This window comes from Mesorhizobium sp. P3_A2 (assembly GCF_056403115.1).
In genome coordinates, this window is record NZ_JBFUGC010000019.1 from 39,362 (window position 1) to 51,595 (window position 12,234).

The following is a 12,234-nucleotide window of genomic DNA, read 5'->3' on the forward strand; positions in this document are numbered from 1 at the left end:
GATATCAATGACCCGCCCGCAAGGAACCATCGCCCCGATCCTGACGCCGTTCGAGAACGATGGCCGCATCGCCCGCGACCTCTGGATCTCGCACGCCAAATGGGTGCTGGACCAAGGCGCGCATTTCCTGTCGCCGTTCGGCACCACGGGCGAGGCGCTGTCACTCTCGCTCAGTGAGCGCATGCAGGCGCTGGAATGGCTGGTCGAAGCCGGTATCTCGCCTACCCGGATGATGCCCGGCACCGGTGTCACCGCACTGCCCGAAACGGTCGAGCTGTCGAAGCACGCTGTCAGCCTCGGCTGCGCCGGCGTGATGGTGTTGCCATCGTTCTTCTACACCGCTGCCGGCGACAACGGCCAGGCGCGCTATTACAGCGAGCTGATCGAACGGGTGGCGAACCCGGCGCTGAAGATGATCCTCTACCATATCCCGCAGAACTCAGGTGTGCCGGTTAGCCCTGCCTTGACCGCCCGGCTGAGCGCGGCATTTCCCGATACTGTGGTGGCCTACAAGGACAGCGCCGGCGACTGGAACAATACGGCGGCAGTGATTGCCGCCGCACCAGGTGTCGCGGTGTTCCCGAGTTCCGAGGCGCAGCTCACCAAGGGCCTCGCCAGCGGCGCGGCGGGCTGCATCTCGGCGACGGTCAATCTCAACGCCGCCGCCATCCGCGCCCTCTACGATGCGACAATCGCGGGCAAGGATGTCAGCGAAGCAGATGCCGCGATCAAGGCGTTCCGCAAGGTGATCCAGGACGCCGGCCTGATCCCGGCGATGAAGGCGGTGCTGGCGGTGCGGTCCGGCGACAGACGCTGGCTGAACCTGCGCGCGCCGCATGAGAATGCAACGCTGGAAAGCGGCAAGGCGCTGCTCACAGCGCTCGGCCCTCTGGCCGACCATATTGGCCGCGGCTGAGGCGCAGCGCCATGTCGGCTCACCCCATCGTCATCCTGCACACCGACCGGCCGGCCGCAGCGATGACGGTGCTTGGCGAGACACATCCGGATCTCACCGCCCACGCCTGTGATACCTATGCGGCTTTGCCGGCTCTGATCGAGCAGACGGCCGCCGAGGTGGTCTACACCGTCCGCTTCGACGGCACGCCGCGCTTTCCGCGCCAGGCGCTTGTAGAGAGCCCGACCGTGAAGTGGGTATCGGTCGGCGGCTCGGGAACCGATCATCTCGGCCGCTGGGATCCGGCGCGCGTCACGGTGACCAATTCGGCCGGTGTCGCCGCCGGCATGCTGGCGGAATATGCGCTGGGCGCCATGCTGTCCTTCTCGCTCGACCTGCGCGGTTTCGAGCGCCGCCAGCAGGCACGCCAGTGGGGCGGTGGCCGTGTCGAGCCGATCGAAGGCAAGACGGTCCTTGTCATCGGCCTCGGCAAGACCGGTACGGCCGTTGCTATGCGCGCCAAGGCGATGGGCATGGAAACGCTCGGCGTCCGCGCCCGGCCAAAGCCGATGCCCAGCCTTGACGAGGTGCACGAACCGGATGCCCTGCTTGCTCTGCTCGGTCGCGCCGACTTCATCGTCTGCTGCGTGCCGCTGCTGGCCAGCACGCGTGGCCTGCTCGGCAAGGCGGCCTTCGCCGCGATGAAACCGTCAGCCGTGCTCATCGATATCTCGCGCGGTGGCGTGACCGACGAGGTAGCGTTGCTCGAAGCCCTCGACGGCAAGCGGATCAAGGGCGCGGCGCTGGACGTGTTCAGCACAGAACCGCTGCCGGCGGACCATCCATTGTGGGGCTACGACAATGTCGCCATCACGCCGCATTGCGCAGCGGTCTACGAGGGCTGGGACATCAAGTCGGTGCGGATGTTCGCCGACAATCTGAAGCGCTACCGCAGCGGGGAGCCGCTGAAGAATGTGGTCAATCCGGAGCGCGGCTATTGAGGCCGGGAGAACGACACAAATGACGCAGGACAGGCGCGGCGGGGGCCGCAGATCGAAGCTGGGGCGTAGCGGCGGCGGCATCGCGCAGCTGCCCTGGCAGCATGTCGAGAACCCCTACCCGCCGATGCAGTTGCTGGACGAGGAGCGCATGCAGCGTCTGCACGACACCTCGATGCGCATCCTCTCGGAACTCGGCATTCGCGTGATGAGCGACAAGGTGATGGACCTGTTCGCCGCTGCCGGCGCGATCGTCGACCGTGAGGAAAAGACCATCAGGGTCGACGAGAGCCTGGTTACCGAGGCGCTACGGGCGGTTCCGTCCTCTTTCACGCTGACCAGCCGCAATCCGCAAAAGCAGGTCCATCTTGGCGGCAATTCGCTGGTGTTCGGCCTGGTTGCCGGTCCGCCCAATGTGCATGATCGCATCAATGGCCGCCGGCAGGGCAATCTGCCCGACTACCAGAACTTCATCCGGCTGGCGCACCACTTCAACGCTATCCATATCATTGGCAACCAGGTGGTGGCGCCGATGGAGCTACCGGCTAGCGAGCGGCATCTAGACACCTATCATGCCAATCTGACGCTGAGCGATCTCTCCTTCCACTGCACGGCGATCGGCCGCGCCAGGGCGATGGACGGCATCAACATGATGGCGATCGCGCGCGGCATCAGCGTCGAGGAGATGCGGGCCTCGCCGGGCGTGACGACGATCATCTCGATCAACTCGCCGCGCCTGTTCGACGACGCCATGGCCGAAGGCCTGATCGCGATGGCCGAGCACGGCCAGCCGGTGACGGTAACGCCGTTCACGCTGATGGGCGCAATGACGCCGGTGACCTTGGCGGCCGCGCTTTGCCAGCAGAACGCGGAAGCGCTGTTCGGCGTGGTGCTAACGCAGCTGGTCAATCCCGGCACGCCGGTCATGTACGGCGCCTTCACCTCCAATGTCGACATGAAGTCGGGTGCACCAGCCTTCGGCACGCCGGAGAACGCCAAGGCCAACATCATCGCCGGGCAGCTGGCGCGGCGCTACAATCTGCCCTACCGCACCTCCAATGCGAATGCCTCCAACGTCGTCGATCTGCAAGCCGCTTATGAGACTGAGATGGCGACGTGGGGCGCGGTACTCGGCGGCGCCAATCTAATCTACCACGCGGCCGGCTGGCTGGAGGGCGGGTTGACGGCCTCCTACGAAAAGCTGGTGCTCGATGTCGAGATTCTGCAGAACATGATGGAGTTCCTGCGGCCGCTGCCGTTCCAGGAAGACGATCTCGGCTTCGAAGCCATCAAGTCTGTACCGGCCGGCGGCCATTTCTTCGGCGCCGAGCATACGATGTCGCGCTACACCACGGCCTTCTACCAGCCAATGCTGTCCAACTGGCAGAACCATGGCGCCTGGGAGGAAGCGGGCGGCAAGGACGCGCTGGAGCGCGCCACCGAACTCTGGCAGCAGGCCCTGCATGATTACGAAGAGCCGGTGATGGATCCGGCGATCCGCGAAGAGCTCGACGCCTACGTCGCGCGCCGCCGCGAGGAAATCGCCGCCAATCCGGACGGCTGACCGATGCCGTACGATCTCGTCATCCGCCATGCGACGCTGATTTCGGGCGACGGCACGGATCGCTTCCAAGCCGATCTTGCCATCGACGGCGACAGGATCGCCGCCATCGGCGACCTGGGCGATGCACGTGGTGCACAAGAGATCGATGCCGCGGGCAAGATCGTTGCGCCAGGCTTCATCGACGTGCACACGCATGATGACGGCGCGCTGCTGGCGCCCGACGGCATGGTGCCGAAGATCAGCCAGGGCGTTACGACGGTGATCGCCGGCAATTGCGGCATCAGCCTTGCGCCACTGCTGCTCGACCGCGCACCGCCGCCGCCTTTCACGCTGGTCGGCGGCCAGGAGAATTTTCGCTTCGACCGTTTCGCCGATTATGTCGCGGAACTGAAGACACGCGGCATCGCCACAAACGCCGCCTTGCTCGTCGGCCACACCACATTGCGCCAGCGCTGCATGCCGGTGACCGACCGCCCGGCCAACGAGATCGAGACGGCGGCGATGCAAGAGGCGGTAACGCAGGCGATGGCCGAGGGCGCGTTCGGCCTCAGCACCGGGCTCGACTACCCGCCGGCGGTCAACTCTTCGACTGAAGAGGTCAAGGCGCTTGCGGCGACGGCGGCAAGCCTCGGCGGGCCGTATGTCACCCATACGCGCAACTATTTCGAGACAATGGATGAGGCGATCGAGGAAGCCATCGACATTGCCGGCCATGCCGGCGGCAAGCTGTTCATCTCACATCACCAATGCACGGGCCGTGCCAATTTCGGCAAGGGCGGCCCTTCGCTGAAGCGCATCGACCAGGCGCGCGAGACGATGGACATCGGCATGGATGTCTACCCCTATGCCGCGAGCTCGACGGTGCTGCGGCTGGAGCGGTGCGACACCGGGCTGAAGATCCTCATCACCTGGTCCACGCCGCACCCCGAAATGGCGCGGCGCGAGATCGCCGACATTGCGCGCGAATGGAACTGCACAGAACGTAAGGCCGGCGAGCGGCTGCTGCCGGCGGGCGCGGTCTATTTCCAGCTCGACGAGACAGATGTCCGAAACATCATCGCCCATCCGCGCACCATGATCGGTTCGGACGGTCTGCCGCACGACATCCACCCGCATCCGCGCCTGTGGGGGACATTTCCGCGCGTGCTCGGCCACTATGCCAGGGATGTCGGCCTGTTCAGCCTGGAAGAGGCGGTGTTCCGGATGACCGGGCTTCCGGCGCGTGAATTCGGCATCGCGCAGCGCGGCACGCTGGCGGTCGGCAATTTCGCCGACCTGACGATCTTCGACCCGCAGACAATCATCGACACCGCGACCTTCGAAGAGCCGCGCCAAGCCGCCGCTGGCATCGAAAATGTCTTCGTCAACGGTGTGTGCGTGTGGAGTGACGGAAAGGCGACCGGGGCGCTGCCGGGCGCGGTGCTCAAGCCCACCACTTCAAAGACAATCGTGAAAGCAGCCTGCGGCTGCGGCGGTGATCACAGCGCTTCGTAGAGGCTGTCGACCGTCTCCAGCGTGTACACGAACTCGACCGGCCTTGTGCAACGCCAGCAATCGAAGGTCTGATCGGCAAGCGCTTTCAGCGCCTCAGGCATGCGCAATATGCCGCCGCCATAGAGGCGGTTGGCCATGTCGAGCATCCCGGTGCGGTGCATGGCCTCGCTCATGCTGCCGCAGGCGTCCTTGACCAGCCAGACGCGAAACCCCTGATAGACCGCGTCGAACACGCTTTCGGTCACGCAGCTGTCGGTGAGCACGCCGGTGACAACAAGGTTTTCGACCTTGAGATCAGCAAGCCGCTGCGAAAGATCGGTGCGGCGAAAGGCGCTCGGCCAGTGCTTGTGGACGACGATGTCGCCAGGCAGCGCCGCCACTTCGACGCAAATTTCGGCGCCTTCGCTGCCGGCCACGGCGGAGCGAAACTCTTCGGTCAGGATTTCCTCCTGCCTGGCATAGCCGGCGCGCTCTTCCGGCTTCACCCAGGCCTGCGCATGGATGACCGGAATGCCGGCAACACGGGCGGCTTCAATCAGGCGGGCAGCATTGGCGAGCACCGCATCGTAGCCGATGACTGGCCAGGCGGCGCCCGGGCGGTATTCGTTCTGCAGGTCGATGACGAGTAAGGCGGCGTGGTTCATGGCTGATCCTTGTCGAAATCGATGACAAAACGCAGGAGCAAACGGATCGCCTGATCGAGGTCGGCGATCTCCATCGCCTCATGCGGATTGTGGCTGCCGTTCTCATTGCGCACGAAAAGCATGGCGGTCGGAATATTGGCGTCGGCGAAGGTGGCCGCGTCATGCCCCGCGCCGCTTGGCACATGCGGCGCAGGCATCTGCAAATCGGCGGCAGCGCGATCCAGCCTTGCGATCAAAGCTTGCGACATGGTCGCCGGCTCCCAAGTGAAGCGTGACCCGGCTTCGAACGTGACGCCGCGCTTCGTGCCGACCGCCGCAAAGAGCGCGTGCAACCTTGCTTCAATCCGCTCGAGAACAACGGCCTCGGCGCTGCGCACATCGAGGGTGAAACCGAGCTCGCCGAGCACGCGACTGCCGCCATGCTGCGAGGGGTCGGACTGCACGCGGCCGAAGGTGATGGTGGCCTCGTGGCCTTCGCGCTCGAGCGCGTCCCATTCCGCTTCCAGGCCGGCGACCAGATCGGCGAAACCGAGCACGCTGTCGTGCCGGGCAAAGCGCGGCTCGGCGCCGGAATGGGCGTAGGCGCCAAGGCACTTGGCATCTACATAGCGGAAGCCGCCGGCGATGCCGGTGACGATGCCGACCGGCACGCCGGCGGCGGTCAGGCGCGGCCCCTGTTCGATGTGGACTTCGACGAAAGCGGCGATGCGGGAGGCGTCGATGCCCGGAACGCCACGCCGGACGGCGTCGGGATCGAAGCCTTCCTCGCGCATGTGATCGGCCAGGCTGCGGCCACTGTCCGACCGCTTCGCGTCCAGCGCTGTTGGTTCCAGCAGGCCGAGCGCGGCCTGACTGCCGGGATAAGATAGCGGAAACCACACCGCTTCCTCGGCGCGCGTCACCAGCACGATGAGATCGCGCGGCATGCCTTGCCCGACCAGCTCTGCCATCACCGCCAACCCCGCCACGACACCGGCGGCGCCGTCGAAATTGCCGCCATGCGGCACGCTGTCGAGATGGGAGCCGATGACGATCGCCGGCAGAGCCGGGTCGCGACCTCTCCGCGTCAAATAGAGATTGCCGGCGGCATCGACGCGCGCGACGGCGCCGAGCTTTTCCGCTTCCTCGCGCATGAGAGCGTGGGCAAAGCGCTCGCCGGGTCCGTAGGCGACGCGCGTGATGCCCGGCGCATCGATGGTGGCTTGCGCTAGTGTCTCCAGCAGGCGCCCGGCCAGAATACCGCCGACAGAAAGTCCGGCATCGCTCATGAAGCAGCCTGCCTGGATTGAGGTAGGCGCAGCCGGTGCGGCGTGAGGTCCGCCAGGGATACGCCTTGCCTTGCGACATCATCCGGCATGCCGCCGCCGGCGATCAGGCTGGCGCAGACGCGCGACAGTGCCGGCGAGGTCTTGATGCCGTAGCCGCCCTGTCCGACCAGCCAGACGAAATCCGGCACTTCGTCATCGGGGCCGACAACGGGCGAACCGTCGGTGACGAAGGTGCGGAGGCCGGCCCAGGAGCGCGACACGCGCTGCACCTCGATCGTGGTGGCCCTTTCGAGACGCTCGGCGCCGATGGCGACGTCGATGTCTTCGGCATATGCGTCCATCGGCTCCGATGGCGTCGCATCGGCCGGCGAGACGAAGAGTTGCCCGGCATCCGGCTTGAAGTAGAACTCGGCGCCGACGTCGTTGACCAGCGGCCAGTCCGATATGTCGACGCCGGCCGGTGCCGGGATGTTGAAGGCGGTGCGGCGCTTCGGCAGCAGGCCGACCGGACGCACGCCGGCCATGACAGCGATCTCGTCCCCCCAGGCGCCGGCGGCATTGACGATCCGCGCTGCGAGGAAGGTCCCGGCCGAGGTTTCGACCCGCCATTGGCCGCCTTGCCGGCCGATCCTCTTGACGTCGGCGTTGGTGACGATCCTGGCGCCTCGTGCACGGGCGCCGCGCAGAAAACCCTGGTGCAGGCCGTTGACGTCGATGTCCATCGAATGCGGCTCGATATAGGCGCCGGCGAGATAGTCGGCGCGCAGCACCGGCACGCGCTGGATCGCCTCGGCGGGCGTCATGGCGACGATGGTCGGAACCAGCGCTTGAGCCGCCTCCAGATCTTCGCGCAAAAGGTCGAGTTGATCTTCCCGCGCGACCGTGATCATGCCGCGCTTGCTCAGCAGCGGATAGTCGGAAAAGCCGGCCGGCGGTTCGGTCAGGAACGAGCGGCTGGCAAGCACGATGCGGCGGATGACGCCGTTGCCGTAGTTTTCGGTAAAGCTTGCCGCCGAGCGGCCGGTGGTGTGGTAGCCGCAATGGCTTTCGCGCTCGAGCAGCACCACCTTGGCCGTACGGCTGATCTCGAAAGCGGCGCCGGCGCCGGCCATGCCGCCGCCAATGACGATCACGTCGGTTTCTTCAGGCACACTCATGGACATCCATCCTTGGCCATGGCTGTTTCGTTCAGGCGTGGCACCGCACGCGGCTCACCCAGCCGTCCGCGCCTGGCGCGGTCGCGGGCGCCGCGGCCTTCCGCGAGATTGTCGGCCAGTATGTTTTGCCGGGCGCAATCCTCTAGGGCAAGATCGCTCACGAAGGGCATCGGCTTGCCGGCAATCTCGATGCCTTTCAGCCGCGCCCAGACCGCGCGGCGCTTACGCGTCTGATGCGACTGCAGTTCGCCGAGTTCGGCAAAGCTGCTCTCGCGCTTGATCGCCAGTGCACCGGCTGCGACCGCTGCATTGAACAGTTCGAGGCCGCGCGGGGTGCGCACGATGATGCCGTTGAGGGCTTCGTCATCGACTGCCGGCCCGCCATTCAGCCAGGCATCGGACGCGACGATGTCGGCGACCTGGCCGATGGCGTCGGGACAGATCTTGCAGCGGGGCTGGATCATCCATTTGTCCTCGTCCTCCCACAGCTGCCGGTAACTGAGTTGGAAGGCGCGTCCGTCTTTGGTCTCGATCTGGTTAGGGCCGGGATTGCCGTAACCCCGGTAGCGGAACAGAGCGAGCTCTTCCTCGGCGAGGCCGAAGCGTTGCAGCACCTGTTCCGATTTCGACAGGTCGGACGCGCCGCCGCAGACGAAAGCGAGCGCATAGCTCATATATTTTTCGACACGCGAATCGTGCCGAGCCAGATTGCGCACGGCGGTGATGTCGCAAGGCTTGGCGATCAGCGCGAAGGGTTCGCCGCGAGAGAGTATCTCGGTGAAATCCTCAAGCGGCGCGACCGGCCCGTAGCGCGAGCCGGCACCTTCGAGAACCGACGCGGCATCGAAGCTCAGCCTACGCTCGCTGCGCATCGGCGCGGTTCGCGACGCCGAGACGTGCAGGACGAAGTTGACGCGGCCGGACGTCAGCAGGAACTGGCTAAGCGCCGTCAACACGCCGCCGCTCGATGCCTGGAACCGCACCGCCGGGTCTCCAGCATAGCCAAGGCTGACCCGCTCGGCCGGGCCCCACACCGTGTCTGTCAGCGCGGCTGTAGCTGTTTGCGGCGGCGGTGGCCCGGCAATGCGCGTTCCCGGGCAGACGGCATTGATGCGCATCAGGGTCGCATGGCTGAGCGCCGTGTGGGCCACTGGCCGGAGGCGCCCCTCCGGCGTCATGATCATCTCGACTTCTTGCGGGCCGGCGAGCGACCGGCAGAGCCCGCAACCGATGCAAAGTCCGTTCTCGACGATCTCTGCCAGCGATAGCGGAATGGCCGGCGGCGGCGCGATGCACTCGGCGGATGGAACGCGGCCCAGGTCAGACATGCGAACCGACGGGCTCGCTGATCAGGCGATATTGATCGGGGCGGCGGTAGAGCGCGAAGTCGAAGTTCACCTTGCGGCAGGTGGCGATGAGATCGAGATCGGCGCGATGGACAATGACCTCGTCGCCAAGCGAAATCGCCTGCGCCGCAATCTCGCCGGTCGGTGCGATGATACAGGAGCCGCCGATCAGCGCCTGGTCGTCTTCCAAGCCGGCCTTGGCGGCGGCGGCGACCCACAGCGTGTTCTGGTAGGCGCCGGCCTGCATCGGCAAATGGTTGTGGAACATTCTGAGATGCGCCAGCGCCGGCGCCTCATCAAGCAGCAGCGGGGTGTTGTAGCCGAGCACCGCCACTTCCGCGCCGTTGAGGCAGAGCATGCGGTAAGTCTCCGGCCAGCGGCGGTCGTTGCAGATCGCCATGCCGACGCGCACGCCGCCATAATCGAAGACCGGAAAGCCGAGATTGCCCGGCTCGAAATAGCGCCGCTCCAGATGCGTGGTCGTGCCTTCTTCCGGCTCGGCCGAGCCCGGCACATGCATCTTGCGATAGCGGCCGATGAAGTGCCCGTCGGGACCGACAAGGTCCATTGTGTTGAAATAGCGCGTGCGGCCATCTTCCCGCGTGATTTCGCAATAGCCGAGTGCAAAGCCGATCTTGAGACGAGCGGCCGCATCATAGAGGCGCTGCGTTTCCGGACCGGGCATTGCGCTTTCGAAGAAGGCGTCGATCTCGGCCTGATCGTCGATGCGCCAGCGCGGGAAGAAGGTGGTCAGCGCCATTTCCGGAAAGACCGCGATCTCCGCGCCGGCAGCGGCCGATTGTTCCAGCAGATGGATGAGGCGATCGACGGTCTCGGCACGCGTCGCGCTGCGCTGGATCGGCCCGGTCTGGCAGACCGCTATGGTCAGGCATCGAGCCATGGCGTCGTCTCCTCGACAGGTTTTCCCGAGCGGGCCGGGTCGGCGGCGGTGCGCTCCACGAATTGTCCGAAACCCGGCTTTGCCTTGAGCACGCCATCGGCGATCACCGGCACGCCGCGCACCAGAACGGTGGTCGGCTTGCCGGTCACGCTCCTGCCCTCGTAAGGTGTGAAGTCGACGCGCGAATGCAAAGCGGCGTGGCCGAGCGTCCAGGTCGCTTCCGGGTCCCACAGCGCCAGATCGGCATCGAGACCGACCGCTATGCTGCCCTTGCGATCGGCGAAACCGTAAATCGCAGCGGCATTGCGCGAGGTGAGATCCAGATAGCGCTCAAGCGTCAGCCGGCCCGTCAACAGCCCTTCCGAAAACAGCAGCGGCAAACGAGTCTCGATGCCGGGAATGCCGCTGAGTGTCGTGGTAAAGCCAGGTGTTTCCGCCTTGCCGATCTTGTCGGCGAAGTAATAGGGCGAATGGTCGGAGGACCAGAGGTCGATGCCGCCGTCGACCAGCGCCTGCCACAGATGTTGATGGCTGCGCGGTGAACGCGGCGGCGGCGAAAAGACGAAACGCGCCGCATCGACTGCCGGACGATCGAGATCGGCGCCGCTGATGAAGAGATATTGCGGACAGGTCTCGCCGATCGCATCGACGCCACGCGAGCGCGCCCGCGCCACCTCCTCGGCCGACTGCCAGGACGAGACATGCACGATGGTCATGCGCGCGCCGGTCATTTCGGCGAAGGCGAGCGCGCGATGCGTCGCCTCGCGTTCCATGGTCTCGCTATGCGCGACGACGTGGTAGCGTATGTCGGTGCGGCCAAGATCGATCAGCCGCTGGCGCGTGCGCCGGATCGCGGCATCGTTCTCGGCGTGAACCATGACGATCCAGCCGAGATTGTGAGCGGTATCGAGCACCTTGAAGAACAGATCATCGTCAACGGCAAAGCCCTGATAGGTCATGAACAGCTTGACCGAGGCGATGCCGCGGCTGGCAAGCGCCGCGAGTTGCTGCTCGACATCGGCGCCGGTGCCCATGGTCACCACGGCATGCAATCCGTAGTCGATTACCGCACGGCCCGAAGCGCGATCGAGCGCACGATCAATGGCGCCGATCGTCGACATATCGGGGCCCGGCATGCCGAACGGGACGATGCAGGTGGTGCCGCCGAAAGCCGCCGAGATGGTGCCGGATTCGAAATCGTCGGCATTGCCCGCCCCACCCCAGACCGGCTGGTCGAGATGGCAATGGGCGTCGATGCCGCCGGGCATGACCCAGCGCCTGGCTGCGTCGATCAGCGTCTCGCCGGACAAGCAATTGCCGATGGCTGAGATGCGGCCGGCATCAATGCCGATGTCGCAGTCGGCCCAGCCGTCGTCGAGCGCGACGCGTCCACCTGTGATGACGAGCTCATGCATCCGGTTTGCCCACCCCAATCGGCCTCAGCCGACCGCCGCCGTCACCATGATCTCGACGCGATATTGGTCGCCGGCAAGGTGCGCCTCGACCGTCGCGCGCACCGGCATGGCGCTGCGGTCGATCCAGGCGTCCCAGGCCGTGTTCATCATCTCGAAATCGGCGATGTCCCTGAGCCAGATCTGCGCGCTGAGGATTTTGGTCTTGTCGCTGCCGGCCTTCGCCAGAAGGGCATCGATCTTGGCGAGGATCTGCCTGGTCTGCGAGGTGGTGTCGCCGGAGAGGTCGTCCGCCGTCAGGCCCGCGACATAGACGGTGCCGTTGTAGCGCAGCACCCGGCAGAAGCGTTGGCCGTTTTCAAGACGCTCGATCGTCATGGAATTCCTCCTTGCTGCTTTCGATCAGGCAGCTCGCGATGTCGGTGACTTGCCTATGGTATGGATGGCACAAAACCGCTGTAAAGCCCTGCCAGCGGCCTAGATGCCGCTTTCCATCATCGGCATGGCCAAAAAAATCAAAGCCATAGCCGTATCTATCTTCGTTTGCAGCAATTG

General features: G+C 65.5%; 11 protein-coding genes. 4 read left to right on the forward strand and 7 right to left on the reverse strand.

The genetic code is table 11. The annotated features are described in order from the left end of the window. Positions 1-7: 7 nt before the first annotated feature. The 4 genes from AC1DXM_RS29860 to AC1DXM_RS29875 are packed head-to-tail and all read left to right on the forward strand — an operon-like array spanning position 8 to position 4,951. Entirely contained in the window at positions 8-916 is a 909-nt protein-coding gene (locus tag AC1DXM_RS29860; RefSeq protein ID WP_477238848.1) for a dihydrodipicolinate synthase family protein, read from the forward strand. An 11-nt stretch (positions 917-927) separates the two neighbouring features. Further along, a complete protein-coding gene (locus tag AC1DXM_RS29865; protein WP_477238850.1) occupies positions 928-1,896 on the forward strand; it encodes a D-2-hydroxyacid dehydrogenase in 969 nt (322 codons plus the stop codon). 19 nt (positions 1,897-1,915) lie between these two features. Next, complete coding sequence (locus AC1DXM_RS29870; RefSeq protein ID WP_477238852.1) at positions 1,916-3,457, forward strand: trimethylamine methyltransferase family protein; 1,542 nt, start codon at positions 1,916-1,918, stop codon at positions 3,455-3,457. A 3-nt stretch (positions 3,458-3,460) separates the two neighbouring features. Next, complete coding sequence (locus tag AC1DXM_RS29875; protein WP_477238854.1) at positions 3,461-4,951, forward strand: N-acyl-D-amino-acid deacylase family protein; 1,491 nt, start codon at positions 3,461-3,463, stop codon at positions 4,949-4,951. Here AC1DXM_RS29875 and AC1DXM_RS29880 read toward each other — a convergent pair. From AC1DXM_RS29880 to AC1DXM_RS29910, 7 genes are read right to left on the reverse strand one after another with little or no spacing between them, the layout of a single operon-like run. Further along, positions 4,936-5,595, reverse strand: coding sequence for a cysteine hydrolase family protein (locus AC1DXM_RS29880; RefSeq protein WP_477238856.1), 660 nt, complete (start codon positions 5,593-5,595; stop codon positions 4,936-4,938). The genes AC1DXM_RS29875 and AC1DXM_RS29880 overlap by 16 nt on opposite strands. Continuing rightward, positions 5,592-6,863 carry a hydantoinase/carbamoylase family amidase gene (locus tag AC1DXM_RS29885; RefSeq protein ID WP_477238857.1) on the reverse strand — a complete coding sequence of 424 codons (1,272 nt, stop codon included), beginning with the start codon at positions 6,861-6,863 and terminating at the stop codon, positions 5,592-5,594. The genes AC1DXM_RS29880 and AC1DXM_RS29885 overlap by 4 nt, the downstream gene beginning before the upstream one ends. Beyond that, entirely contained in the window at positions 6,860-8,020 is a 1,161-nt protein-coding gene (locus AC1DXM_RS29890; protein WP_477238858.1) for an NAD(P)/FAD-dependent oxidoreductase, read from the reverse strand. The genes AC1DXM_RS29885 and AC1DXM_RS29890 overlap by 4 nt, the downstream gene beginning before the upstream one ends. After that, positions 8,017-9,348: a Coenzyme F420 hydrogenase/dehydrogenase, beta subunit C-terminal domain gene (locus tag AC1DXM_RS29895; RefSeq protein ID WP_477238860.1), complete on the reverse strand. Its 1,332-nt coding sequence runs from the start codon at positions 9,346-9,348 to the stop codon at positions 8,017-8,019. Before AC1DXM_RS29895 ends, AC1DXM_RS29890 begins: the two co-directional genes overlap by 4 nt. Beyond that, on the reverse strand, positions 9,341-10,267 hold the full coding sequence (locus tag AC1DXM_RS29900; protein WP_477238862.1) for a nitrilase-related carbon-nitrogen hydrolase: 927 nt from the start codon (positions 10,265-10,267) through the stop codon (positions 9,341-9,343). The genes AC1DXM_RS29895 and AC1DXM_RS29900 overlap by 8 nt, the downstream gene beginning before the upstream one ends. Next, positions 10,252-11,682: a dihydropyrimidinase gene (gene hydA, locus AC1DXM_RS29905; protein ID WP_477238864.1), complete on the reverse strand. Its 1,431-nt coding sequence runs from the start codon at positions 11,680-11,682 to the stop codon at positions 10,252-10,254. The genes AC1DXM_RS29900 and hydA overlap by 16 nt, the downstream gene beginning before the upstream one ends. A 24-nt stretch (positions 11,683-11,706) precedes the next feature. Then, the gene (locus tag AC1DXM_RS29910) at positions 11,707-12,057 is read right to left on the reverse strand and encodes a RidA family protein (protein ID WP_477238866.1); all 351 of its coding nucleotides are present in this window, start codon (positions 12,055-12,057) and stop codon (positions 11,707-11,709) included. Between the last annotated feature and the right edge of the window lie 177 nt (positions 12,058-12,234).